Origin of the sequence: Kocuria sp. CPCC 205235, assembly GCF_040980905.1 — a bacterium.
Classification (GTDB): domain Bacteria; phylum Actinomycetota; class Actinomycetes; order Actinomycetales; family Micrococcaceae; genus Kocuria; species Kocuria carniphila.
Genome location: NZ_JAVKPR010000010.1, coordinates 44,676 through 69,773, shown reverse-complemented (window position 1 = coordinate 69,773; position 25,098 = coordinate 44,676). Strand labels below are relative to the sequence as shown.

The 25,098-nt window shown below is 68.8% G+C and carries 25 protein-coding genes; 10 read left to right on the top strand and 15 right to left on the bottom strand.

Annotated features, from left to right (window positions below; all coding sequences use genetic code 11):
- Positions 1 to 132: 132 nt before the first annotated feature.
- The 8 genes from merA to RF638_RS08855 all read right to left on the bottom strand — a co-directional run bounded on the left by merA (position 133) and on the right by RF638_RS08855 (position 7,576).
- Complete coding sequence (gene merA, locus RF638_RS08890) at positions 133 to 1,578, bottom strand: mercury(II) reductase (RefSeq protein ID WP_109222880.1); 1,446 nt, start codon at positions 1,576 to 1,578, stop codon at positions 133 to 135.
- 288 nt (positions 1,579 to 1,866) lie between these two features.
- A complete protein-coding gene (locus RF638_RS08885; RefSeq protein ID WP_109222879.1) occupies positions 1,867 to 2,403 on the bottom strand; it encodes a DinB family protein in 537 nt (178 codons plus the stop codon).
- Entirely contained in the window at positions 2,400 to 3,023 is a 624-nt protein-coding gene (locus RF638_RS08880; RefSeq protein WP_238663210.1) for a class I SAM-dependent methyltransferase, read from the bottom strand. Before RF638_RS08880 ends, RF638_RS08885 begins: the two co-directional genes overlap by 4 nt.
- 167 nt (positions 3,024 to 3,190) lie before the next feature.
- Positions 3,191 to 3,796, bottom strand: coding sequence for a cadmium resistance transporter (locus RF638_RS08875; RefSeq protein ID WP_109222878.1), 606 nt, complete (start codon positions 3,794 to 3,796; stop codon positions 3,191 to 3,193).
- Between the two features lie 236 nt (positions 3,797 to 4,032).
- Positions 4,033 to 4,380, bottom strand: coding sequence for a helix-turn-helix transcriptional regulator (locus RF638_RS08870; protein WP_062737353.1), 348 nt, complete (start codon positions 4,378 to 4,380; stop codon positions 4,033 to 4,035).
- 351 nt (positions 4,381 to 4,731) lie between these two features.
- On the bottom strand, positions 4,732 to 5,247 hold the full coding sequence (gene lspA, locus RF638_RS08865; protein ID WP_109222877.1) for a signal peptidase II: 516 nt from the start codon (positions 5,245 to 5,247) through the stop codon (positions 4,732 to 4,734).
- Positions 5,244 to 7,193 (bottom strand): cation-translocating P-type ATPase, encoded by a 1,950-nt coding sequence (locus RF638_RS08860; protein ID WP_129701476.1) that lies wholly within the window; start codon positions 7,191 to 7,193, stop codon positions 5,244 to 5,246. The genes lspA and RF638_RS08860 overlap by 4 nt, the downstream gene beginning before the upstream one ends.
- Positions 7,190 to 7,576, bottom strand: coding sequence for a helix-turn-helix transcriptional regulator (locus tag RF638_RS08855; protein ID WP_062737356.1), 387 nt, complete (start codon positions 7,574 to 7,576; stop codon positions 7,190 to 7,192). The genes RF638_RS08860 and RF638_RS08855 overlap by 4 nt, the downstream gene beginning before the upstream one ends.
- Positions 7,577 to 7,657: 81 nt before the next feature.
- Between RF638_RS08855 and RF638_RS08850 the strand changes: the two genes are divergently transcribed.
- The 7 genes from RF638_RS08850 to RF638_RS08820 all read left to right on the top strand — a co-directional run bounded on the left by RF638_RS08850 (position 7,658) and on the right by RF638_RS08820 (position 13,923).
- Positions 7,658 to 8,407 carry a cytochrome c biogenesis CcdA family protein gene (locus RF638_RS08850; protein ID WP_368841788.1) on the top strand — a complete coding sequence of 250 codons (750 nt, stop codon included), beginning with the start codon at positions 7,658 to 7,660 and terminating at the stop codon, positions 8,405 to 8,407.
- A gap of 81 nt (positions 8,408 to 8,488) precedes the next feature.
- Entirely contained in the window at positions 8,489 to 9,424 is a 936-nt protein-coding gene (cysK, locus tag RF638_RS08845) for a cysteine synthase A (protein ID WP_368841787.1), read from the top strand.
- 13 nt (positions 9,425 to 9,437) lie between these two features.
- Positions 9,438 to 9,563: a hypothetical protein gene (locus tag RF638_RS08840; RefSeq protein WP_259915413.1), complete on the top strand. Its 126-nt coding sequence runs from the start codon at positions 9,438 to 9,440 to the stop codon at positions 9,561 to 9,563.
- 320 nt (positions 9,564 to 9,883) lie between these two features.
- The gene (locus RF638_RS08835; protein ID WP_238663209.1) at positions 9,884 to 10,507 is read left to right on the top strand and encodes a TlpA disulfide reductase family protein; all 624 of its coding nucleotides are present in this window, start codon (positions 9,884 to 9,886) and stop codon (positions 10,505 to 10,507) included.
- A gap of 49 nt (positions 10,508 to 10,556) precedes the next feature.
- Positions 10,557 to 12,305, top strand: coding sequence for a cytochrome c biogenesis protein ResB (locus tag RF638_RS08830; protein WP_109222874.1), 1,749 nt, complete (start codon positions 10,557 to 10,559; stop codon positions 12,303 to 12,305).
- A gap of 13 nt (positions 12,306 to 12,318) precedes the next feature.
- Entirely contained in the window at positions 12,319 to 13,398 is a 1,080-nt protein-coding gene (gene ccsB / locus RF638_RS08825; protein ID WP_109222873.1) for a c-type cytochrome biogenesis protein CcsB, read from the top strand.
- Positions 13,399 to 13,719: 321 nt separating this feature from the next.
- Positions 13,720 to 13,923 carry a hypothetical protein gene (locus RF638_RS08820; RefSeq protein WP_129701474.1) on the top strand — a complete coding sequence of 68 codons (204 nt, stop codon included), beginning with the start codon at positions 13,720 to 13,722 and terminating at the stop codon, positions 13,921 to 13,923.
- Between the two features lie 44 nt (positions 13,924 to 13,967).
- Here RF638_RS08820 and RF638_RS08815 read toward each other — a convergent pair whose 3' ends face one another.
- The 7 genes from RF638_RS08815 to RF638_RS08785 form a co-directional block, all read right to left on the bottom strand.
- Positions 13,968 to 14,984: a sodium:calcium antiporter gene (locus RF638_RS08815; protein ID WP_129701472.1), complete on the bottom strand. Its 1,017-nt coding sequence runs from the start codon at positions 14,982 to 14,984 to the stop codon at positions 13,968 to 13,970.
- Positions 14,981 to 16,261, bottom strand: coding sequence for a cytochrome P450 (locus RF638_RS08810; RefSeq protein ID WP_062737362.1), 1,281 nt, complete (start codon positions 16,259 to 16,261; stop codon positions 14,981 to 14,983). The genes RF638_RS08815 and RF638_RS08810 overlap by 4 nt, the downstream gene beginning before the upstream one ends.
- A gap of 341 nt (positions 16,262 to 16,602) precedes the next feature.
- The gene (locus RF638_RS08805; protein ID WP_095650760.1) at positions 16,603 to 17,250 is read right to left on the bottom strand and encodes a vitamin K epoxide reductase family protein; all 648 of its coding nucleotides are present in this window, start codon (positions 17,248 to 17,250) and stop codon (positions 16,603 to 16,605) included.
- On the bottom strand, positions 17,243 to 19,243 hold the full coding sequence (locus RF638_RS08800; RefSeq protein WP_229587029.1) for a cytochrome c oxidase assembly protein: 2,001 nt from the start codon (positions 19,241 to 19,243) through the stop codon (positions 17,243 to 17,245). Before RF638_RS08800 ends, RF638_RS08805 begins: the two co-directional genes overlap by 8 nt.
- A gap of 4 nt (positions 19,244 to 19,247) precedes the next feature.
- A complete protein-coding gene (locus tag RF638_RS08795) occupies positions 19,248 to 19,931 on the bottom strand; it encodes a DsbA family protein (RefSeq protein WP_368841785.1) in 684 nt (227 codons plus the stop codon).
- Between the two features lie 53 nt (positions 19,932 to 19,984).
- Positions 19,985 to 20,899: a cation diffusion facilitator family transporter gene (locus RF638_RS08790; RefSeq protein ID WP_062737366.1), complete on the bottom strand. Its 915-nt coding sequence runs from the start codon at positions 20,897 to 20,899 to the stop codon at positions 19,985 to 19,987.
- Positions 20,896 to 21,264: a helix-turn-helix transcriptional regulator gene (locus RF638_RS08785; RefSeq protein WP_129701470.1), complete on the bottom strand. Its 369-nt coding sequence runs from the start codon at positions 21,262 to 21,264 to the stop codon at positions 20,896 to 20,898. The genes RF638_RS08790 and RF638_RS08785 overlap by 4 nt, the downstream gene beginning before the upstream one ends.
- Before the next feature lie 1,229 nt (positions 21,265 to 22,493).
- Between RF638_RS08785 and RF638_RS08780 the strand changes: the two genes are divergently transcribed.
- The 3 genes from RF638_RS08780 (at position 22,494) to RF638_RS08770 (ending at position 25,073) form a co-directional block, all read left to right on the top strand.
- Positions 22,494 to 23,141 carry a DUF3105 domain-containing protein gene (locus RF638_RS08780; RefSeq protein WP_062737385.1) on the top strand — a complete coding sequence of 216 codons (648 nt, stop codon included), beginning with the start codon at positions 22,494 to 22,496 and terminating at the stop codon, positions 23,139 to 23,141.
- Entirely contained in the window at positions 23,138 to 23,821 is a 684-nt protein-coding gene (locus tag RF638_RS08775; RefSeq protein WP_062737386.1) for a DUF305 domain-containing protein, read from the top strand. Before RF638_RS08780 ends, RF638_RS08775 begins: the two co-directional genes overlap by 4 nt.
- A gap of 286 nt (positions 23,822 to 24,107) precedes the next feature.
- Positions 24,108 to 25,073 (top strand): cytochrome c oxidase assembly protein, encoded by a 966-nt coding sequence (locus tag RF638_RS08770; protein WP_062737404.1) that lies wholly within the window; start codon positions 24,108 to 24,110, stop codon positions 25,071 to 25,073.
- Positions 25,074 to 25,098 lie beyond the last annotated feature (25 nt).

Below are 25,098 nucleotides of genomic sequence, written 5' to 3'. Positions count from 1 at the left end.
GGGGAGGTCGGAGGGGGCCTGGGCGAGCATCTGCTCGGCCGTGCTCATGCCTCCCGGCCGGCCACCGCAGAGGCCTCGTGGCCGGTCACCGTCGTCCCCTCCTGTGCTGGGGTGGCTGGTGGGGTCCGGGCCTCAAGCGGCGCAGCAGGACAGTTTCGAGACATCGGTGCGGAAGGACTGGGCGGCGATCTTCAAACCCTCAGCCATCGTCAGATACGGGCACCACAAGGTCGCCACCTGGTCCACCGTCATCCCCGCGGACAAGATGTATACCCCGGCCGCGGCCAGGTCCCCGGCCTCCTGGGCCACCGCGGTGATCCCCACGATCCGCCCGGTGTCGGCGTCGGCGACGATCTTGATGAACCCCCGGGTGTCACGGTTCACCAGCGCCCGCGGCACGTACTCCAGGGGCAGCACCCGGCACTCACACCGGATGCCCGCCTCCCGGGCCTGCTTATCCGTCATCCCCACCGCCCCCACCGCCGGGGAGGTGAAGGTGACCCGGGGAAGGTGGGTGTAGTCGACCCGCTGCCCGGTGTCGTGGAAGGCGTTCTCCACCGCGGTGACCCCGTGGGCGGAGGCCACGTAGACGAACTCCGGGTGCCCGGTGACATCCCCGGCCGCCCAGATCCGCGGATGCGAACTCGCCAGGGTGTCCTCCACGAGGATCTCCCCCCGCTCCCCCGTAGCCACCCCCACCGTGCCCAGGCCCAGGCCCTCGGTGACCGCCCGGCGCCCGGTGGCCACCAGCAACCGGTCCGCGGTGAACTCCTGGCGCCCGGCCCGGGTGGTGGCGGCCACCACAACGCCCCCGGTGGCCGGATCGGTGCCCACGGACTCGACCGCGGCCCGGCGCACCACTGTGATGCCCTCATCGGCGAAGACCCCCAGGAGGGTCTTCGAGACCTCCGGTTCCTCCCCGGACAGCAACCGGGAACGGACCAGCACCGTGACCTGCGAGCCCAGCCGGGCGAAGAGCTGGGCCTGCTCCAAAGCCACATAGCCGCCGCCGAGCACGATCATCGACTCCGGGACCTCCGGCAACTCCATCGCCGTCGTGGAGGTGAGGTAGTCGACATCCTCCAGCCCGGGAATCGGCGGAGCCCACGGGGCCGAGCCGGTGGCCACCAAGTAGTGCCGGGCCCGCACCTCCTCCACGGCCCCGCCCCCACCGGTGATCTCCAGCACCGGGTCCTGGGCCGTGCCGGTGAAGGCGGCCTCCCCTCGGCGCAGGTCCCACCCGTAGTCGGCGATCAGATCCACGTACTTCTCCGAACGCATCCCCTCCACCAGCCCGTCCTTGCCCGCCATCAGCCCCGGCATGTCCACCGGGCCCGCGGAGGCGGCGAGCCCGGGAAACCGACCAGGCGCCTCCAGGGCCACATGGCGGGCGGCCGCAGCAGCCAGCAACGCCTTCGACGGCACACACCCGGTGTTCACACAGGTGCCCCCCACCGTGGACCGCTCCACCATCACCACCCGTTGGCCCAGGCTGGTCGCCCGGATCGCCGCGGCGAAAGCACCACCACCAGAACCGATGATGGCCAGATCCGTCTCGATCACTGCCGTGTCAGCCATGACAACCTCCGCAACTCGGTGAGGAACACTTCCACCGGAAACTTTCCGCGCGCCTTTCTCCGACCCAGCCTGCACCTTCCCCCACAGGGGAAGGTCAAGGTGGCGCTGCGACAACAGCCCCCTGTCGGTGCCGGCTGAATACAGACCCTCGGGCGCCGGGCGGGTTCAACGGTGGGTTCACCCCAGGCTCATGGCCCCATCAGCATCAGCCTGGTCGGCCCTGACGTGGCGATCCCGCCCAAAACGCAGGACGCCCACTGAGCCGTCCCGACCGCACTACTCAGCTCCTCAGGATGGCCGGCCGATGGTCAGCTGCCGTCGGTGGTGATCGTAGTGCTGAGTGCCGTAGTGGTAGATCTCGGCCAGGCTCATCCAGTCCCGGAAGTACGGGTCCCAGGACACGGGCATGTGCATCCCACGGGCCAGTGCGGCCGCGGGCTCGGCGGCGAGCTGGGCCTGCAGGACCTCGACGGTGCGGTCGAACCACCGGATCAGCCGCGGACCGTGGATCACCCGCGCGGCCCCGCGGTCGCTGAAGTAGTTGAAGAGGTGGAACGGACGGGTGCCAGCCTCCAGTGTCCGGGCGAAGATGCGGCTGACCGGCTCGGGGAGCCGGCCCATCAGGCGCACCAGCGGCAGCAGGCGCCAGACGATCAGGTAGCCGAAGAACATGTGGAACAGCAGCTGCCCGTTGGTCCACCGAGTGCCTGACGAGAGATGGTGCACATCCGCAGGGGTCGCTTTAATGATCAGGGCGTGGAAGTCCGCGCGGACCCGCTCCAGCTCCTCATGGATGGTTCCGGGGGTGATGGGCGCGCTATTCATCGGCTGTTCCTGGAAGTGATGTCGCTGCCGGGAGCGTTCTGGGCATTGCCTGGCTTGTGGGCGATAAAACGTATGACCCGACCGCCGAAGGACAGCCGGAGGGCGAGTGGGGCAAGGCCGGCCTGGTCGAAGACTGGTCCGAAGGCTTCCGGTTCGATGAGCCGGTGCGGTGACCGGTCGGCACGGTGCACCAGGGATGCCATGGGTGAGGCCAGCAGGTCGTATCCCACGAAGGCCCCGCCCGGTCGCAGGACTCGGGCCGCCTGGGTCACCGCGTGTTCCCACTCGATGACGTGGTGGAGCATCAGAAAGCTCAGAATCGTGTCGAACGACTCGTCCTCGAAGGGCAGCCGAGTGGCATCGGCCTGACGCGCCTGGACCAAGGGGTGTCCGGCCAGGCGGTCCTGCGCGGCCTCGACCATCACCGGGTCGGCATCGGTCATGGTGAGCCGCACCCGGGGATGGGCTCGGGCGATGGCCTCGGCCATCGCACCGCTGCCTCCACCGATCTCCAGCACGTCCCCGGTGACGGGGAACCCCTGGGTCGCCCAAGGAACCATCCGCCGGGCCACAAGGCCCCATGGCGCGCTGCGACAGAAGGAGGCCTCTAAGGCGGACATCCTCGGCATGGTTTCCACCTTTCGGCGTACGCATCGTGTGCGCCGAGCCTAGTTCCACGATCGACGGTAGTGAACCGTTTAGGCAAAGGATGGGGGCGACCTGGCCATTCACACCGCCCGGGGGAGCCGGGGTCCCGTCGCAGGGCTGAGCTCAGCAGGCGGATGGGTTAGAGGCCGAAGGCGCCGCCTTCGAGGAGGATGACCACGCCCAGGCCGATCAGCACGATCGGGAACAGGATGTGTTCCCATCGTTCCAGGACTTCGGCGATGGGTTTGCGGGTGGCCACGTACTTGGCGATAGCCACCAGCACCGCGACCATGGCCAAAAAGGCGATGCAGTAGGCCACCATCGCGGTGGGGCCCACGGTGACGAATACGGGCACGTAGACCCCGATGTTGTCCCCGCCGTTGGCGAAGGTGACTGCGGCGACGGTCCAGATGCTGACCTGTTTGCCGGCGACCTTCCCCTCGTCATCGTCGTCGTCCTCGTCGCTGCGCCAGACCTTCCAGGCCGCGATGAGGCCGAGGATCAGGGGAATGAGGCCGAAGTAGGGAATGGCCTCGGGCGGCAGGAAGGTGCTGGCGCCCAGGGTCACCAGCACGGAGGCGACCAGGATGCCGCCGAAGCCCACGTACTGGCCGATCCCGATTTTGGCGGTAGTGCCACGGGCTCCGGCTCCGCGGGCGAAGAACAGGGAGAGCACGATGATGTCGTCGATGTTGGTGGCCGCGAACAGGCCGATCGCCTGCAGCACGGGGGAGATGAGTTCCATAACCTGTCTTTTCTTAGGTGGGGAGAATCGCCGACCGGGACCTGGCGTGCTGCGCTGTGTCGGGCGGCCGAGTGCGCAGGCAAGGGAAGGCTGCCGGGAGCCGATGCCCCGGGCACCATCACCGGGGCACTGTCACCGGGTATGGGTCGCGGCGCCCGTCATGGGCACCCGAAGGCGCACCAGCACCCGCTTTCACCCTCAGTGCGTGGGCGGGCCAGGTGAGGGTGATGTATTTGTCAGTGTTCTTGGGTGGAGGTGCCGTAGGCGGGACACAGCGCGACCTGGGAACCGGTGGCTGCCAGCAGGGTCTCGGCGGCGGCGAGCACATCCATCAGCTCCGGGCGGGTCAGAGCGTAGAAGATCTGCCGCCCCTCGACGCGTCCGGCCACCAGCCCGCACTCGCGCAGGCAGGCCACATGGGCCGAGACGGTGGATTGAGCCAGGCCCGTTTCCTCCACCAGGTCCCGCACTCGAGCTTCACCGCCGGCCAGGCGCCCCACGATGGCCAGGCGAGTGGGATCGGACAGGGAGTGAAACAGGGCCACAGCCGGGGCCAGGCCGGTCGTACAACTAGTGTTCGTCATGACCCGATCCTATCGCCTAATTCCGATTGATTGGACGGGGTGGATCTGACGTTGCCCGCAAGGGACGGTGCAGGGCCTTTTGTCCAGGGAATGGTGGGTCTCGGGCTGGAGACTACCTCGACCCGAGCCTACCCGGCAGAGAAGCTGTTGTGGCCGCCGTGCAGGGGCCCGAGATAGTCATCGGCTCGGTGCGACGGGAGGCCCGGGGGCCTCGCCTGCGGTGGCTGTGGCCAAAGAGCGGCGGGCATGGGCGTGACGAGTGAAGGCCCGGGGCGGGACCCGTGGTGGCCTGAGTCAGGGCCGCCGAGGAGGTCTCGGCGGCCCTGACGTTACGCGATGAGCAGGTGGGGGCTATTCGGCGGAGATGTCCTGGGGGCGCGGAGCCAGCAGCGTACCCAGGATCAAGAGGCCCACCCCGGTGGTGACGAAGACGTCGGCGAGATTGAAGGTGGGGAACCACCCGGTGTGCAGGTAGTCCACCACCCCTCCCCCGTCGAGGCGGTCCAGGAAGTTTCCGATAGCGCCCCCGAGCATCAGGGTCGCTCCGGTACGGGCCAGCCCGGTCAGGGTGGGTGTCGCAACGAGCAAATACCAGATCAGCCCGGCGATGATCGCCCCGGTCGCGGCGATGATGACCCAGGAGGGCAGGGCCGCCCCGAGGCTGAAGGCCACCCCGGTGTTGTGGTGCAGCTGCAGCGTGAGCGGCCCCAGATCTACCGTGGTCCCGTCGGTGAGACGGGCTGAGGTCACGGCTTTGAGAATCAGATCGACGGTGGCCAGCGCCGCTGCCCCGGCCAGCAAGAGGGTCCGGGACCGGCGAGCAGATCGGGACGAAGGGCCGACCTGCCCGGCGACGGGGGCGCTCATGCGGCCGGTTCCAGAGCCGGTGCGGGCTGGGTAGTGGGCAGCTGGGTGCGGCGGGAGATCCGCCCGGCGCGTACCCCGTTGGCGATGATCAGGATTTCGGCCACCTCGTGTACCAGCACCACCGCGGCCAACCCGAGGATCCCAAACAGGGCCAGGGGGATCAGCACCGCGATCAGCGCCAGGGACACCCCGACGTTCTGCAGCATGATCGAGCGGGTCCGCCGGGCGTGCTCGAGGGCTTGGGGCAGGTGGTGGAGGTCCTCGCCCATCAAGGCGATGTCGGCGGTCTCGATGGCCACGTCGGTGCCCATTGCGCCCATGGCGATGCCGATGTCGGCGGTGGCCAGGGCGGGGGCGTCGTTGACGCCGTCACCGACCATCGCCGTGGGGCGTTGCGCCTTGAGGGTGCGGATGATCTCGGCTTTGTCCTCCGGGCGCAGGTCGGCGTGGACCTGGGTGATGCCGGCGGCCTCGGCCAGGGCATGGGCGGTGAGGGTGTTGTCCCCGGTGAGCATCGCGGTGGTGTATCCGGCGCGGTTGAGCCGGGTGATCACCTCTCGGGCCTCCGGGCGCAGCTCATCGCGCACCGCGATCGCCCCGATGACACGCCCGTCCTGCTCGATGAGCACGGCCGTGGCCCCGGAGCGCTGCATCCGCTCGATCTCGGCGACCAGGGGCCCCGGGTCGATCCACCCGGGCCGGCCCAGCCGCAGGCGGGCGCCGTCCAGGGTGCCGTAGAGCCCGGCCCCGGGCACGGTATCCACCTGGGTCACCTCGGCCCGCTCAGGTGTGGCGGCGAGGATGGCCCGGGCCAGGGGGTGTTCGCTGCGGGCCTCCAACCCGGCGGCCAGTCCCAGCACCTGCTGCCGGGTCACCCCGCCAGTGGTGGCGACCTCGATGACGGCCGGGTTGTTGCGGGTGAGGGTGCCGGTCTTGTCCAGGGCGATGGTGCCGATCTTGCCCAGGGTCTCCACCGCGGCCCCGCCCTTGATCAGCACCCCGATGCGGCTGGCGGCTCCGACCGAGGCCACCACGGTGACGGGCACCGAGATCGCCAGGGCGCACGGGGAAGCGGCGACCAGCACGACCAGGGCGCGTTCGAACCACAGGACCGGCTCCCCCACGATGAACCCGTAGGCGATGATCAGGGCGGCGACGATGAGGATGCCCGGCACCAGGCGTTTGGCGATCGCATCGGCCAGTCGCTGGCCGGGGCCTTTGCGGGACTGCTCGGTCTCGACGATGTGCACGATCTTCGCCAAGGAATTGTCCTCGGCGGTGCTGGTGACTTCCACCTCCAGCGGGCCGGTGCCGTTGATGGACCCGGCGTAGACCTCCGCGCCGGGGCCGGCCTCCACGGGCACGGACTCCCCGGTCAGCGCCGAGGTGTCCAAGGAGGTGCGCCCGGTGAGGATCCGCCCATCGGTGGCCACCCGCTCCCCGGGCCGCACCACCATCCGGTCCCCCAGTACCAGCTCAGCCGGGGGCACGGTGACCTGCACCCCGGCCCGGAGCACCGTGGCCTGATCCGGGACCAGCTCCAGCAGCGCGCGCAGCCCGCGCCGGGTGCGCGCCACCGAGTACTCCTCCAGGGCCTCGGCGATGGCGTAGAGGAAGGCCAGCATCGCCGCTTCCTCGATCTGCCCCAGGGCGACCGCTCCGACGGCGGCGATGGTCATCAGGGTCCCGACCCCGATCTTGCCCCGGGCCAGCCGGCGCAGCGTGGAGGGCACGAACGTCCATCCGGCCGCCAGCAGCGCGCCCGTCTCCAGGCTCAGCGCCACCCACAGAGGAACCCCGGCCAGCGACAGGATCCAGCCGGCCAGCAGCAGCACCCCGGCCGCGGCGGCGAACCGGACCTCGCGCACCTGCCAGAAGCCCTCGGCCTCCTCCCCGGCCTCACCGGTTTCGTTCTTCTCGTCGCTGCATCCGCAGGCATCGCTCATCGGGTGATCTCCTGAATCTGGGGGGTGTCACGGGCATCCAGCCCGTAGTTCGGGCACAGACTCACGGCGTTGCCGGTGGCCGCCAGCAGCACCTCAGTGGCGGCCAGCACGTCCATCAGCTCCGGGCGGGTCAGCGAGTAGTACACGCTGCGCCCCTGCGCCCGACCCTGCACCAGCCCGCAACCACGCAAGCACGCCACATGGCCGGACACGGTCGACTGGGCCAGCCCCAGCTCGCTGGTGAGATCACGCACCCGCACCTCCCCGGAAGCCAAGCGCTGCACAATCGCCAGCCGGGTCGGGTCACTGAGGGAGTGGAACAACGCCGCCGCCGGATCCAACACCTCACAAGGGGCATCCGGAACATACTCTGAAATCGTCATGGACCGATGATAACCGTGTTTTGGGCTGACAGTGGTCATGTGCGGTAGTCTCAGGGCGCCCCCTGGCCCGAGGAGATGGTGATGACGATTGGCGGCTACTTCGTCGAGACGGTGAACTCCGGGGCCCTGCTCATCGCCGTGCCCTTGGCGGTGATCGCCGGGATCGTCTCTTTCATCTCCCCGTGCATCCTGCCGTTGGTGCCCGGCTACCTCGGCTACGTCTCCGGGCTGACCGATCCGACCCGGGCCGACAACCGGCGGCGGGTGCTGGCCGGGGTGGGGCTGTTCATCCTGGGTTTCGCGGCCGTGTTCACTGTCTACGGGGCGGCCTTCGGCGCCATCGGGGGCTGGTTGGTGCGGTGGCAGGATCCGCTGATGCGGGTGTTGGGGGTGTTCGTGGCGCTCATGGGCCTGGTGCTGGTCGGGAAGTTCCCCTTCCTGCAGCAGACCAAGAAGCTGTCCTTCCAACCCCGCACCGGCATCGCCGGCGCCCCGCTGCTCGGGGTGGTCTTCGGCCTGGGTTGGACCCCCTGCATGGGCCCGACCCTGAGTGCGGTGCTGGCGCTGAGCACCACCACCGGCGGGGCCTGGCGCGGAGCCCTGCTGGGCTTCACCTACTGCCTGGGCCTGGGCATTCCATTCGTGCTGGTCGCGGCCGGGCTCAACTGGGTCACCACGACCCTGAGCTACATCCGCCGCAACATCCGCACCTTCAACATCGCCGGCGGCTCCGTACTGATCGCCGTGGGGCTGCTGATGGTGACCGGGATCTGGATGCAGTGGATCTATCAGCTCCAAAGCCTCGCCGGCACCTTCATCACTCCTGTCTGAGCCCGGGAGAACATCCCCGGCTTGTGACGCACCGAATCCCAACACCCACCGATTCACCACACCACCACCCAGGAGCACACCATGGCGAAGATCTACCACGACGTCACCGAGATCGTGGGCAGCACCCCGCTCGTCCACCTCAACCGGCTCGACGAGGGCCTGCCCGGCAACGTCGCCGTGAAGCTGGAGTTCTACAACCCGGCGAACTCCGTCAAGGACCGCATCGGGGTCTCCATCGTCGACGCCGCCGAGAACTCCGGGAAGCTCAAGCCCGGCGGCACGATCGTCGAGGGCACCTCCGGCAACACCGGCATCGCCCTGGCCCTGGTCGGCGCCGCCCGCGGCTACAAGGTGATCCTCACCATGCCCGAGACCATGTCCACCGAGCGGCGGGTCATGCTCCGCGCCTACGGCGCCGAGATCGTCCTGACCCCCGGTGCCGAGGGGATGCGCGGAGCGGTCGAGAAGGCGCAGGAGATCGTCGGCTCCAGTGACAACGCCGTCCTCGCCAGCCAGTTCGCCAACGAGGCCAACCCCGCGATCCACTACCGGACCACGGGCCCCGAGATCTGGGAGGACACCGACGGCCAGGTCGACGTCTTCGTCTCCGGCGTGGGCACCGGCGGCACCATCACCGGCGCGGGCCGCTACCTGCGCGAGCAGAAGCCGGACATCCGCCTGGTCGTCGTCGAGCCGGTCGACTCACCCCTGCTCACCGAGGGCAAGGCCGGCCCGCACAAGATCCAGGGCCTCGGGGCGAACTTCGTCCCCGACAACCTCGACCGGGACATCTACGACGACGTCTACGACGTGAGCGTCGAGGACTCCGTGCGGGTCGCCCGGGAGCTGGGCACCAAGGAGGGCATCCTCGGCGGGATCTCCTCGGGCGCCATCGTGTGGGCCGCCCTGCAGGATGCCGCCAAGGAGGAGAACCGCGACAAGTTGATCGTGGCGGTTGTGTGCGACTACGGGGAGCGCTACATCTCCACCCTGCTCTACGAGGACATCCGCGGCTGAGGCCCTGCCAGGGTTGCCGACCCACATCACCGATCCGCAGCTGCCGCAAGCCACCACCAAGGCCGAGCTGATGGCCCGCGTGCTGGCCGAAAACGGCCTGGGGCACGTGGGTCTCGCCCTCGATCTGGAGTCCCCGTAGCTGTCCGCCGGAGGAGAACCGCGCGTGGTCATTCCCTGGAGTCCGCCCTAACCGCGGCACCTCCGTCTCGGGCCGCATCGCCATTGCCCGGAGAGCCAATGCCCCCGCAGCCGGTGGTCGCCGCCCCGACGGCAACGGTGATTCCCGTTGCTATGATCGACGTATAACGATCATCTCTGAGTGTGCCGGCGTGCGCCCCAGGCCCTCGACAACAGGCCCGCCGTGTTGCGCTCAGAGGCCTATCGGCTTCCCGGTTCATCGTTTCCGGGGTCAGCCCCTACCCGTCCCCGAGCCCGTTTCGACCCTGAGGTGAAATGCCCGTGCCCTCGAACTCTTCACTGCCCACCCACCCGTCCCGCCGCCGTGTGCTCTCCTTGGCCGGTGCAGGAGTCCTCGGGGTGGTCATGGCCGGCTGCGGTGCGGAGGAAGATCCCCTGGCCCAACAGGCCAACACGGGAGACGAGAAGGGCTACATCGCCGGGGACGGCACCGTCTCGGAGTACGCCCCGGATCAGCGGGGGGAGCCGGTGCAGTTCAGCGGCACCCTTTTCGATGGGACCGAGCTCTCGGCCGAGGACTTGCGGGGGAAGCCCGCGCTGCTGAACTTCTGGTACGCGGCCTGCCCTCCGTGCCGGGTGGAGGCCCCGGACCTCGCCGAACTCGCCCAGCAGTTCGAGGGGCAGATCGCCTTCTACGGGGTAAACCTGCGCGATGATCAGGCCACGGCCGAGGCCTTCGAGCGGACCTTCGGGATCCCGTACCCCTCCTTCGAAGACAAGGACGGGAAGGTGGTGATGGCCCTGAACGCCTATGTGCCCCCGCGGGCGGTGCCCACCACGCTGGTGCTCGACGCCCAAGGCCGGGTCGCAGCCCGCATCCTGGGGATCGCAGACCGGTCCATCCTCGAGACCCTCCTCGAGGACACGGTGGCCGAGACAGCATGACTTCCGGCACCCCCTCCGCCGTCCCCGCACAGGGAGCTGAAAGGTCACCATGAGCACCACTAGCAGCAGGCAGAGCACCCCTGAGGACACCCCCGGCAGGGGCCCCCGAGGCTCATCGCCCACCGGACCCGGCAAGAACCCCGGGGATGTCGAGCTGCCGGCGCTGGGGCCGGTCGGGATGGCCCGGTGGGCGTGGGCGCAGCTGACGAAGATGAACACCGCCCTGTTCCTGCTGCTGTTGCTGGCGGTGGCGGCGGTGCCCGGCTCGACCTTCCCGCAGCGGATCCAGGACACGGGTGCGGTGGCCGACTACATCGATGCCAACCCGACCCTGGGCCCGTGGCTGGACCGGCTGCAGTTCTTCGACGTGTTCTCCTCCGTGTGGTTCTCCGCGATCTACATCCTGCTGTTCGTCTCCTTGGTGGGGTGCGTACTGCCCCGGGCGGGCAAGCACTGGCGGGCCTGGCGGGCGCAGCCCCCGCGCACCCCTAAACGGCTGGAACGGCTGCCCGAGCACCGCCGCCTGGTCCTCGGTGGGCCCGCGGACGCCCCGGCCCCGGACGAGGTCGTGGCCCAGGCCGCCCGCCTGCTGGGCAAGCGCGGCTACCGGGTGGCCGTGCGCGACACAGGAGGACCGGCACCGTCGGTGGCCGCCGAGCGGGGAATGTGGAAGGAGGTCGGCAACGTCGTCTTCCACCTGGCGCTGCTGGGCGTGCTGGTCTCCGTGGCCGTGGGGTCCCTGTTCGGCTTCAAGGGCCAGAAGATCCTCGTGGAGGGCGATTCGTTCGCCAACTCGTTGATCAACTACGACGCGTTCATCCCGGGCACCAACTACGACCCCGACCAGCTGGAGCCGTTCTCCCTCACCCTGGAGAACTTCGAGGTCGAGTTTTACCGCGACACCGCCGTTCCCAGTCAGTATGGGACTCCGGTGGACTTCACCGCCGAGGTCACCGTCCAGCAACCCGGAGGACAGCCGCGGCAGGAGACCCTGAAGGTCAACGCCCCGGTCAACGTCGACGGGGTGAAGTCGTTCCTGATCGGCAACGGCTACGCCCCCCTGATCCGGGTGACCGACGGCAACGGCGACGTCGCCTTCGAGGGGCCGGTGGTGGGCATTCCTTCCGACGGGGTCTACACCTCTTCACTCGTGCTCAAGGTCCCCGACGCTGCCCCGGACCAGCTAGGCTTCACCGGCCTGCTGCTGCCCACCGCCGTCACCGGGGCCGATGGGCTCCCGCGGTCGGCGGATCCGGGACTGGCCAACCCGAAGCTGATCCTGTCCTCCTACTCCGGGGACCTCGGACTGGACTCCGGAGTCCCCCAGAACGTGTACGCGCTTGACGTCGAAGGGCTCACCGAGCTCAACGGCATGCTCACCCCCGATGGGCCGATCACCCTGGATGCCGCGGGCCCGGTCTACGAGCTGCCCCAGGGCAAGGGCAGCATCGAGTTCCTCGATGTGAAGCGCTACGTGGGCCTGGATATCGTCTACGACCCGGGACGGACGGGCGCCTTCGTGTCCTTCGTGCTGGCCTTCACGGGCCTGTTGATGTCGATGTTCATCGCCCGCCGCCGCCTCTGGGTGAGGGCCTCGAAAGGCGTCGACAAGGACGGGGCCCCAACCACAATCCTGGAGTACGGTCTGCTGGCTCGCGGGGAGGACCCCCGGCTGGCGGCCGAGGCGCAGCGGCTGGGCGAGCTGTTCACCCAGCAGTGGGGCACCGCGCCCCCGCCCGCTGACGCTGCCGCACACCCCAAAACGAGCAGGGCCCACAGCGGGCCGGCCCACACCTGAGAGGACATCACCGATGACCGTCAATGAGGACCTGGGCGCCTGGAGCCAGTTGTTCATGCTCCTGGCCGCCATGACCTACCTGGTGGCCTTTGTGGCCTTCGCCTGGGACATGGCCTCCCACTCCAAGATCCTGCGCAGGGCCCGACCCGAGCAACACAACAGATCGGAAGGGCAACTGGTCGGCGCGGCAACCACTGCCACGGTGAACACGGTGGAGGCCGATGATTCCCGGGCCGGGCTGGGCACCGGTGACCGCGGCCGCGGGTACCCGGCCTCCGCCCAGTCGGTGCTGGCCGAACACGTCGCTGACTCCTCCATGCGCTACACCGGGACCCGCCGCCCAGCGGCCCAGGCGGCCGTGACCGTCATGGTCCTGGCCTTCGCCCTGCACGCCGTGGCTGTGATGGCCCGGGCGGTGGCCGCCGGACGGGTGCCCTGGGGCAACATGTACGAGTTCGCCACCACCGGGGCACTCGTCGTGGCCGGGGTCTACCTGGGTGCGCTGCTGCTGAGGGACCTGCGCTTCGTGGGCACCCTCGTCACCGGGCTCGTGGTGATCATGCTCACCGCCGCCACCATCGGCTTTCCCACCCCGGTGGGCCCGCTGGTCCCCGCGCTGCAGTCCTGGTGGCTGGTCATCCACGTCTCCATCGCCGTGGCCGCCTCCGGGATCTTCACCATCACCTTCGCCATGGCCGTCCTCCAACTGCTGCAGGCCCGCCGGGAGAAAGCCATTCTGGCCGGTGAGGCCCCCGGCATGGGCTTCCTGGGCATGGTGCCCTCCGCCCAGGCGCTGGAGAACCTGTCCTTCCGGCTCAACGCGATCGGCTTCGCGTTCTGGACCTTCACCCTGGCCGCCGGCGCGATCTGGGCCGAGCAGTCCTGGGGCCGCTACTGGGGCTGGGACGTCAAAGAAGTCTGGACGTTCGTGATCTGGGTCGTCTACGCCGCCTACATGCACGCTAGGGCCACCCGCGGCTGGACCGGCACCCGCTCAGCCTGGCTGTCCATCGTCGGATACTTGTGCGTCATCTTCAACTTCGCCGTCGTCAACACGGTCTTCACCGGCCTGCACTCTTACTCCGGGCTGTAACCCCGGCGGCGTAGACCGCCAGCTACGGGGCGGGATTCGTCGTGATCCAGCAGGGAACGGATTGCAGAAACAGGCACGGAAAGAACCCATGGGCCGCTGCCCCGCGGCGCTGGGGCGCGCATCAGGGATACTCCCGGCGCCGCCCTGCGATGGCGTCCCGATCACGGCACCCCGCCCCAGCACTTCCTTGATTTCCGGGCCTGAGAAGGACCCCTTTCGCAGCGCCCATCCAGGCACCACCACGGCCAGGCGGATATCTTCTTGGCGCATCGACCGGCCGGTGCCGGTGCCCGGTACTCAGACATCCAGCAAAGGTCACCCGTGAAGCGCTCTGCCACCATCACCGCCCTCGTCCTGGGGTGCGCTCTGGTGCTGCCCGGATATACCGGCAGCATCGAAGAAGCAGCCGAGGAGAAATCCTCCGGAACTTCTTTTGCTGCAAGCGGAGTCAGCGCCCTGGAGGCGGTTGGCATTCACCTAAGACTTCCCCCCAGTAACATGCACGCGAACCATGTGCCGGAGTGAATCGCACCAGGTCCCGTGGAGGCTCTGTCCCAGGTTTCGCCCTATCAGCGGCCGCTGGCTCCGGCCAGGAAGAAGAGAACGGCGGCAGTGCACAGGAGATATGCGATCAGAGCCCCACCGAGCATGACGACATCGCGGAGGATGAACCCGTAGGAGTCGTGGCGTTCGCGGCGGTAGCTCAGAACGGCGAAGAGCACCGGCATGAGCGCAACGAAAGCCATAACGGTGAGCACGACCGGGTAGTTCTGCACCGGCACGGTCACGATCGCCAGAGGCAGCACCGCAAGCGTGAAGGTCATGGTGTGGTCGGCGAAGACGCTGGTGATCCCGCTGGTCACCTGCCCACTGCGGACCACGGACCAGGTGGTGAACACCTGCGGCAGAGCAGTCATGAACGCGGTGATGAACAGCCCGCTGACCAGCGGTGCCAGGCCAAGCGCTGAACCGATCTGCTGGGTTCCGGTGACGAGGACGTAGGAACCCACGGCAAGTGCGGCTACACCGCCGAGCGTCAGCAGGGTCTGTTTCCCCGACCACGAGACCTGACCACGTTCACCACCACGACCGCGGAAGAGGGCCTGCCCGAGGTAGATGACGTATGCGACCACGGCGATCAAGCCATCGATCGGCTGCAACCCTCGCCAGGCCGGAGGCAGGATGAGCACCGCGAACAGGGCGACGACGGCAAGGTAGGGCAGTGCATCGATGAGCACCGCGCTCTTCTCGATCCGCAGGCCCTCGCCCTGCTCGGCAGGTTTCTTGTCGCTGGTCGCCCGGTTCTTCCGAAACGCCGCGTAGCCGACCGCGACGGTGATCGGGATCGAGACCACGGTGGAGCCGAGCATGCTGCCCAGTCCGACCGCTCCGGCCCCGGTGGCCGCGCTGACGACGTTGATGCCGACATCGGGGCTGGCGCTGCCGAGAGCGACCAGTGGGCCGCCGGCGGCGCCGGTGAACCCGTACCGCTGCCGTACCGCCTTCAGGGGAGCGGCCAGCTGCTCAGCGCCCCAGCGGGTGGCGAATGCCGCCAAGACCAAGCCCACCACCCACACCCACGTCATCGCGGCCCTCCCCCCACCGTTGCGCTCGACGGTACGGAGCGCACGTCGGAGATCACGAATCCGCTGGATGGCAGGGTGGGCATGCGACGCAGGCTGATCCGCAGATCCTGGGACGGGACGTCATAGGTCATCTCCCGCGTCAGGATGGCCAGCGCCGCCTTCATCAGGGCGATGGTGATCCACTCCCCCGCGCACCGGTGGCCGATGTGGTGATCCCCGCCGCCTTGTGGGATGAGACCGTAGGCGCCGCCGTCCCAAGTGGTGAAGCGGTCCGGATCGAAGATCTCGGGGTTCTCCCACAGGTCGGGGTGGTGGTTGGTGCCGTACAGGTCCAGGAGCGTTCTACGCCCCTGGGGGAAGTGCACGCCCTGCCAATCGAAGGCAGTGCGCACCCGAGCACCGACCATCGGGAAGAAAGGATAGAAGCGGCGGACCTCCTGAACGAACAACTCGGCGTCGCGGTCACCGCCCTGGCGCAACCGGCTTCGCCACTGGGGGTGCTGGTGCAGGGCCAAGGCCGCGAAGATGATGAAGCGGTCGACCGCGACCGTGGGACGCACGAGGTTGAGCAGCTCGACCGCGGCAATCCGGCTGCCCAACAGCTGCCCACCAGGCTCGCGGTGAGTGGACACGACCTGCAAGGCGCTGCCCTCCGGGGCAGCGTGCTCCCCGCGGCGTACCCGATCCACCAGGTCCGCAATGGCTTGTTCGGCCCCGTGGCGGGCGCGCCGGCCCCGCCAGTGCCGGGGACCGACCGCAGCGGGAGCCTCGATCATGGCGTGCAAGGACTGGGTGCGGCCCCTGACCTGGGACTCGGTGACGGGGACACCGACCCAGCTACTGACCGCCTGGCACAGGATCTGCCCGACCTCCTCGTACAGCACGATGCGGTCAGCGGCTTCCCACCCGATAATCCGGGCTCTCCAGCCGTCGGCGACCAGGCCCGTCAAAGTACGGATGTCGTGCGGGGTCATGAGATCCATGAACATCTGCTTGCGCGCCCGGTGGGTCTGTCCGTCTAGGCCCTGCACGCCACCGACACCGAGCAACGTCTTCTGCACCCGCATTGGGAAGGCACCTCGTCGCTGGAACCGGTCGGCGTCGTAGAAGACCTGCGCGGCCTCCGCACCGCGCAGACACACCGTCGGCTCCAGCAGCAGGCGGGTCTGGAACACATCGGTTCCGTACCGTTCACACCGCCGGGACACGAACTCATAGCCCTGCCAAGCCAAGGCCAGAGTGCTGTCCATACTGAGGTCGTACGCCATGCGTCCCATCAGGACTCCCTCTCACGGTGGACTCGCGGCATCGTGGCCTCGGACCTCGGACCTCGGACCTCGGACCTCGGAAAGCATGATCGCGACTGAAGGATGACATTACCCTGGCGAGGTACCAACGTCAGATGCCGATCGAAGCGCTACAGCGGTAATACCTTCCAAGACGGGATCCCGAGCCCCTGCGATGGCGACCTGATGCAACGCGTCCGACCGGACGCGGCCGGCGATCACCCGATGTCTGTCAGCGGAACATGGGCCACGGATGATGAGTCTGATGGGCAAGCTGGGTCTGACACCGTCGACGGTGTCGACCCCCGTGGGAGCACCGCGACCGGTGGGTGTCAGAGGCCGGTGAAGGCGGTGAAGAAGCGGAAGAACACCGAGGCGGCCACCGCGACGTAGGTGATGGCGACCAGGGTCCAGGCCCAGTCGGCGGCGAAGCGGGCCAGCCCGGGCGGGGCGGGGATGATGCCGTGGACCATGTTGCGGATGGTGAGCAGGATGGTCAGCGGGATCATCGCCGCCCACACGATCATGCAGTACAGGCACAGGATGTAGATGGAGAACAGCGCCTGGGACCACAACCAGATCGCGAACACCGCCCCGGCGGTGACCCCGACCTGCAGCCCGATCCAGTACCAGCGCCCGAACCGCGCCCCCGAGAGGGCCGCCATGGCGGTGGTAATGACCACGGCGAAGGCGACGATGCCGATCAGCGGGTTGGGGAAGCCGAACAGTTCCGACTGCCAGGTGCCCATGACCTGCCCGCAGGAGACCCAGGGGTTGATGTCGCAGCTGGTGACGTGGCCGGGGTCGCGGTAGAGGGCCAGGCGCTCGAGCACCAGGACACCGGAGGCGATCCAACCGATCACCCCGGTCACCAGCAGCAGGACCGCGAAGGGCCGGTACCGGGCGAAGCCGGGCAGGTGGGTCTCGGTGGCCGGGCCGGCGTCGGTGTGATGGGTGGTGCTGGTGGTGGGGTCAGCCATGGTGGGTGTCCTTGACGGTTCCGTTGTCGATGACAGGGGTGTCGGCCTGGGGTCTTCGGGCCAGGACGGCCAGGGCGGTGGCCAACAGGGGCAGGGCCCCGGCCAGGAGGATGGAGCTGGCCGCGGATTGCTGGTCCGCCAGCGGGGCGGGGCCCCAGTCCCTCCCCAGCCCGGAGAACCACTCCGGTTGGATCAGCGCTGGGGACAGGGCGGTGGCCCCCGCCCAGAGCCCCAGGGCGGTGGCTGTCCCGACCAGCGTCAGAGCTTGGGTGTGCACCGCAGCCCGGTCGCGTGGTGGGACCAGCACGGCGGCGGCGAAGATCAGGCCCAGGACCAGGGCGGTGGTATTCATCAGTTCGTGGCCGACGTGGGTGTGCAGGGCCAGGGCGAAGGCGGGGGTGTAGTAGAAGACACCGAGCCCGGCCAGGACCAGGACCGCGGCCGGGATCGGGTGGGCCATCAGCGCCCCGGTCCGGGAGGTGCGCCATGCGGTGGTGAGCTCGCGCGCCCCGGTGGAGCCGTCGGTGCGGGCCGGCACCAGGGCCGCGGCCAGAAGCCCGGGTCGTCCGGCGATCAGCAGCAACGGCACCGGGAAGGCCAGCAGCAGGTGGGCGGTGGTGTGGATGCTGAACAGGATCGGGGCGTAGACGGCCGGCAGCCCGCAGGTGACATAGACCAGCAGCACGAGTCCGGCCAGGAACGCCACCGTGCGCGCCACCGGCCACGGTGTCCTGGTGTAGCGCAGGCGTCGCGCCCCGGCCAGGTAGAGGCAGGCTGCGAGGATCGCCACGGCGATCCACAGCCAGTCCAGGCGCCACTGGGTGACCCACCCGGAGGCGCTCAGCGGTGGGGGCAGCAGGTAGCCGGTGAGGATCTCGGCGGCGGTGATGTCCGGTTCCCGTTCCAGGGGCACCGGGGTGGGGGTGCGCCCCAGGGCCACGCCCAGGGCCATCACCGCGCAGAGGATGAAGGCCTCCACGGTGATCAGCCGCCACACCCTGCCCCGGCTCGCAGGCCCGGCAGCAATGACCCGGCCGTTGAGGTACCCGAGCACCCCCAGGGCCACGGTGGCGATCGTCTTGGCGATCACCAGTGCCCCGTAGCCGGAGGCCAGCCCGTCCCACCCACCGATCCGGTAGACGGTGTTGATAACCCCGGAGACGGCCACCACGACGAAAGCCACCGCGGCCAGGGCGGAGAAACGCACCAGCACGCCGTGCGTGGCCTGCGGGGTGGTCAACAGCGGGACGAGCAGGGCGAGCACGATGATCCCGCCGGTCCAGATCCCGGCCCCGAGCAGGTGCAGGGCCAAAGCGTTGACGGCCCCGTTGTGGTCATCGACCCCGGCCACGTGCCCGAGCTGGGACAGCGGAATGACGGCGGCCAGGGCCACCACGGTGGTGGCGGTCACCGGCCCCGGGGAGCGGGCGAGCACGGCCAAGGTGGTGGTGAGCGCGGCCATCACCGCGGTCACCGCCCACGCCTGGCCGGGAATCAGGCGGGTCACGTAGTAGCCCAGCTGTCCGGTGAACTCGGTCGAGCCCGAGACGGGGGCACCGATGGTGTCGGCGTAGCTGAGCACGATGATCGCCACCGCGGCCAGCGTCCACACCGCCGCCGCCCCCGCGGCCACGTTCAGCACCCGGGCGAAGGCCGGGTGCTCGGCTCCGGGTGTTCTCGCGCCGTGGGCCGGGGTGGACCGGGGCACGACGGTGGTGGCGAAGACCAGCCCTGCCCAGGTGATGGACATGGCCAGATGGTGCACGGTCGTGGCCGCCGGCAGTCCCCAGCGCACCATCGCCCCGGGATCGAGCACCTCCCGGGCCGCGGTGGCCCCGGAGGAGCTCAGGGCCACCCACAGCACGGTGAGGGTCATCAGGCCGACAACGATGAGAGCAGCGGTGGCGACGCCCCGGCGCCGTCCAACCACTGCCAGGGCCGGCGCCGACGGGGCGGGCGGTGGTGTGGTGGTGGTGCGGGATGGACTGGTCATCGGGTCAGTCGGTGGCTGCGGTCTCGACAGCGGCCCGGAAGGCTTCCAGGGATTCGGGGTTGAGCACTTCTCCGTCGAGGTAGAACGTCGGGGTCCCGGCCACGCCCAGGGCTTCACCGTCAGCCACATCGAGCTTGATCCGCTCTTCGGTGGCCGGGTCGGCCACCGCGGCATCGAAGGCGGCCATGTTCAGGCCGAGGTCCTCGGCGAAGCCGCGGAAGAGTGCGCTCTGGTCCTCGGCCGATTCCCCCCATTCGGCCTGGGTCTCGAACATGCGCTGATACATGGCCTCGTACTGTCCCTGCTGGGCGGCGGCCTCCACGGCCACCGCGGCGTTGACGGAGTTGCGGTGACCCGGCAACGGGAAATAGCGGTGCACGAAGGTGACGGTGTCGCCGTACTCGGCCCGCAGGTCTTCGACGAAGGGGTAGGCGGCCCGGCAGGCCTCGCACTCGTAGTCCAGGAACTCCACCAGCACCGCCTGCTCATCCGGGGCCTTCGAGAGCACTCGGCTGTTCTCTCGCACCAGCTGCCCCACATCTTCGGGTACTTCAGGGGTGGAATTGGCACGGGCGATGAGGATCGGGATGGCCACGGCGGCCACGATGGCGACCAGGAGGATCCACACGAGGATCTTGGCCTTCGAGGGTTTCCGCTGGGGGGCGCTCGTACTGGCGGTAGTGCTCACAAGGGGTTTCCGTTCTGTCTCAGGCAGCAGGGCATACCGGGAGTGGAGGGGTTCTAGTGGCGGAGAGTCTCGTCCCCGCGGTGGGAGGCCGGTTCGATCTGGAAGGTGGAGTGCTCGATGGCCACGTCGAAGTCACGGGCCACACAGGCCTGCAGATCCGCCAGCACGACACCGGCGTGCTCGGCGCTCAGGCAGCCGTCGTGGACGGTGACGTGGGCCGAGAGCACCGGGGTGTCGGAGTCGATGCGTGAGGCGTGCAGGTCGTGCACCCCCACCACGTGGGGCAGGGACTCCAGGCGGGTGCGGACCTCATCCAGATCCAGACCCTTGGGAGTGGTTTCCATCAGGACCTCGATGGTGTCGCGCAGCAGAATCAGGGCCCGGGGCACGATCAGGGCGGCGATCAGCAGGGACACGATCGCATCCGCCTGGGTCCACCCAGTGGTGGCGATGACGATCGCGGAGACGATGACCGCCACCGAGCCCAGGGCGTCGTTGGCGACCTCCAGGAAGGCGGCCTTCATGTTCAGGTTCTCTCCCCGCCCCGAGGCCAGGATGATCAGCCCGATGATGTTGCCGACCAGCCCGATCACCCCGAACCACAGCATGGCCGAAGACTCGACCTCCGGGGGCTCCAGCAGCCGGCGGATACCTTCGACGGCAACGAACCCGCCCACGGCCAGCAGCACCGAGGCCTGGGCGGCCGCGGCGACGATCTCCGCCCGCTTGTACCCCCAGGTGCGTTTGTCCGTGGCCGGCTTCAGGGCCAGGGTCGCCGCGATCAGCGCGATCAGCAGCCCGGCGGAGTCGGTGAACATGTGCCCGGCATCGGCCAGCAGCGCCAGGCTGCCCGAGATCACCGCGCCGATGATCTCGGCGACCATGATCGTGGCGGTGATGGCGAAGACTACTGCCAGCTTTCCCCGCCGCCCGGTGGCACCGTGGGCGTGATCGTGCTCACCGCTCACGCCGGAACCTCTTGGGTGCTGGCCGCACCGGCGAGCTCCTCGGCGGCGCACTCCGGCGTGCCGCACTGGCACACCGCCTCGACGGTGAGAATCGTGCCCAGCAGGTCCTCCAGGGCGTGGGCCAGCTTCGGGTCCGAGAGCTCATAGCGCACATTGCGTCCGGCCGGCACGCCCACGACCAGCCCGCAGTCGCGCAGGCAGGCCAGGTGGTTGGACAGGATCTGCCGGCTCACCCCGATCTGGGCCGCCAGTTCCAAGGGCACCGCCGGGCCCTGCTGCAGCTGCAGCAGCACCGCGGCCCGGGTGGGATCGGCCAGTGCTTTGCCGAACCGGGACATCACCTCGACCGGGGACAAGATCCTCATGCCACAACCGTACAGCAGAATCTGTATCAAAGAGGGGCGGGGTCGAGCGAGGCTCGGGCAATGTCCAGCTTGTGTCCCTACGGTGTGGGCGGATGGGGGTGCCGTCCGCCACTGCGGCGCCCCCGTCCTCGAACCACCACGGCACCTCGTGCGGCCGTTGCCGCAATGCCCCTGCGGGGAGGGAAGGCGATTGTCTGCCTCCGGCAGGAGACGGGTGGAGCCCATGATCACTTTCTGCGCTGCTCCGCTGGGCAGCCCGCCCGTGCGCCGTTTCCCGACCGGGTGCAAGGCGGCCGGGCCGTGGCGACCGATCGACTCTGCGATCCAGGCACGAAGTACCCCAAATATGTCGCCGATGACGATCCTCTCGGAGCACTTCGCACCTGACGGAAGGCCTCCCGTCAACCGGCCACCACTGGTGGGGCGAAGCTCAGCGGTAGGTGTAGTACCCATCGAGGGGCATGGCGTTGACGGGTACTACACCTACCGCTGAGCCGGACTCGCTGCTGCGGTGCCCCACATGGTCACCGCAGCAGATCCCCGGACCGCTCTCACCCGGGGCCGGACCGCCTCTACCTCACGCGCACCTGCTGCGCCCTTCACCTGCTGCGGGAGTGCTCCTCTCCGAAAGCACCCCCGTCGGACATCGGTCGTTTCGGTGACACCGTCCGGGATCAGGCCTGCACTGGGGCGGTGAGTGATGCGCTGGGCGCGGCCTGAACCAGTTTCCGCGGCTAACCGGCCGACCACTTGAGTCCGGCGCCCGCGTCTCCACCGTCCAGACCCAGACCGATGTCCTCGTCGACTGCTCCCCGGGGGCGCCCACATCGGGGTCCATCCCGGCGGCGGCGAGGCCGTGCACGGCGGCCGGAACGGCCACCAGGCGGTCCTCGACAGCGTCAACGTCGGCTCCGGGCCGGTCCAGGTTTGCCTACGCTGAGCCGGTTCAGGCATCACATACTCCGGGTGCGTCCTCTTTGAACGACCAGCAAGGAGTGCGCACCCGGTCCTCACATCCCGCCCCAGGCCTGGATCTTCTGCGTCGTCGCCGTTAGCCACCGAGGACGCGCCTCTCCTGCGCTCGAGGATGCACACTCGCCGACATGTCCAGGAGTGGATGGTGGACGATCTTCCGAAGAAGGCCTTGCAGGAAAGGCTCAGCGCAGTGAGCTACTGTCCTGCCCGTTCATGAGGAGCAAGACCCTTTTTGGGCCTTTCAAGGAGGACGCATGGCTGGCGGTACGGACCCGGAGCGGGCGCGGCAGCAACGTGCTGCGCTGCTGGATCAGCACTGGGCGGCCGATGCCCGGGCCACCCGCAGGCGGCGGCTCCTGGCGGGCGCGGGCGCGGTGACGGCTGTCGCGGCGGTCGGGGCCCTGGTGACGGTGGCGGTGATCAACGATCCCCCGCCCCAGGCGCGGGAGGACATCGAGATCGCCGGGCTGCAGACCTACGAGGGCCTCGGCAACTCCCACGTGGAGACCGCGGTGGACTACGAGCAGTCCCCCCCGGTGGGCGGGGACCACGCCAGTGACTGGCTCAACTGCGGGGTCTACACCGAGCCGGTGCCCGAGGAGAACGCCGTGCACGCCTTGGAGCACGGGGCCGTGTGGGCCGCCTACGACCCCTCCGCCCTGTCCGAGGACCAGGTGGCTGAGTTACGCCAGGCCGTCCCGGACACCTACGTGGTGCTCTCCCCCTACGAGGACCTGGGCGCCCCCATCATGATCTCGGCGTGGGGGGCTCAGGTCGCCCTGGACTCCCCGGAAGATGAGCGCCTGGAGCAGTTCGTGACCAAGTACTGGCAGTCCCCCGACGCCCCGGAGCCCGGGGCATCCTGCACCGGCGGCATCGATGCCCCCAGCCGGGTCGCATGAGCACCAGCACCACCGGCGCCGCCTCCAGGAGCTCGGCAGGGCACCGGGGACGGTGGGTCCTGCTGGTGCTGGCGGCCGTGCTGTTGGTGGCGGCCGGCTGGGCGGTGGGGCAGCTGAGCGCTCCGACGTCGTCCACCCCGGCGGAGGGCAGCCCGGAAGCCGGGTTCGCCCGCGACATGCAAACCCATCACCTGCAGGCGGTGGAAATGAGTTCCTTGGTCCGTGACCGTACGGAAGACCCGGAGATCCGCCGGTTGGCATACGACATCTCCCGCACCCAGCAACAACAGGCCGGGCAGATGTACGGCTGGCTCTCCGTGTGGGGATTGCCCCAGGCCTCATCCCAACCGGCCATGGCCTGGATGGACGACGGCGACCAGAACCACACATCCATGCCCGGCATGGACTCCACGAGCCCTGGTCCGGACGCGCGAATGCCGGGCATGGCCACCGCCGAGCAGCTGGCCGAGCTGGAGGACGCCCAAGGCCAGGAGGCCGAACGGCTCTACCTCGAGTTGATGATCCCCCACCACCAAGCCGGAGCAGCCATGGCCCAAGCCATCCTGGAGCACACTGACAACCCCGTGGTGACCTCTCTGGCGCAATCGATCGCCACCAGCCAGACCTCGGAGATCAAGTACATGGAGGACCTGTTGGAGAAGCGCCGCAACCCATCATGATCTCCGTTCGCACGCCAGGATCAGCACCCGTGGCCGGGTCCGCGCAAAAGCTGACGGGCCCAGACGTGAACCGGTTCCCATGCTCGGCCCAGCTGTGCGCCGGGGACCGGAATCCACCGGGGCTCTTCGGCCCCGATCCCCAATATCGCGGGCAGGTCCGGGGAGAGGCCGGCGTGGCAGGCCCGTCCCTCCTGGACCGGTCCTGGGCTCAGGGCCCGATCCGGACCTCGGGACCGTTCTGTGGCATGCAAAAATGTCCTCATGGCAGTCGATGCTTTCCGTGACCATGGTTGACCGCAACATGGCCGGGCCGGTCTGGGTCCCGTCCGAGCCGCCGAGCTTGGAGAACTTCCTGGCCCCCACGTTGCAACCAATTCCACTCATCCCGGCCATCGCGCTGGTGCTGGCTGTGTTGTATTTGGTCGGAGCGGCCCGGCTGTGGAGGGCACGCCGGCGGTGGCCGGTGTGGCGGACCCTGTGCTTCTTCGCCGGGTGCGCGGTCACAGCGGTCATCATGGGCGCGGGAATTGAAGGCTACGGGTTGCGCATGTTCTCCGTGTTCATGTTCCAGCAGCTGACTTTGATGATGTTCGTTCCCGCGCTGCTGGTCCTGGGCAGCCCGGGCACTTTGCTGCTGCGGGCTGCACCCCATCGCGGGCCCGGCGCCGTGGTGCTGCGCCTGGCCCTGTGGGGGTTGCGTTCGAGGTGGGGCAGGCTCGCCATCCATCCTGCCTTCTTGGTTCCGTTGTTCCTGGTCAGTTTCTACGGGGTGTATCTCAGCGGACTTGACGACCGGTTGCTGCCCACCTGGTACGGCCACATCGGGCTGGAACTGCTGTTCTTGGCCTCCGGGATCCTGTTCACGATCCCGTTGCTGTCGGCCGACCCGTTGCCGGCCAAACAAACCTACGGCAGTCGCTTGGCCGACATCGTCCCCGAGATGCCGTTGCACGCCTTCTTCGGCGTCATCGTCATGATGGCTCCGCTACCCGTCGTGGAGTTTTTCGCCACCCCGCCAGGCAGCTGGAACCTTGACCCGATGGCCGACCAGGTCCTGGCCGGCTCGTTGGCCTGGTCCTACGGTGAATTGCCGTCCGTGCTGATTCTGCTGTTCATCATGAGCCAGTGGCACCGCGAGGATGCGCGCAACGCCGCCCGCGAAGAGGCCGAGGCCGCCGTCAGAGGCACCCCGGATTTGGATGCTTACAACGCCTACCTGGATCAGTTGCAGCAGCGCACCGAGGACCGCTAACCCCTATGTGGACCGGCTGACGTCA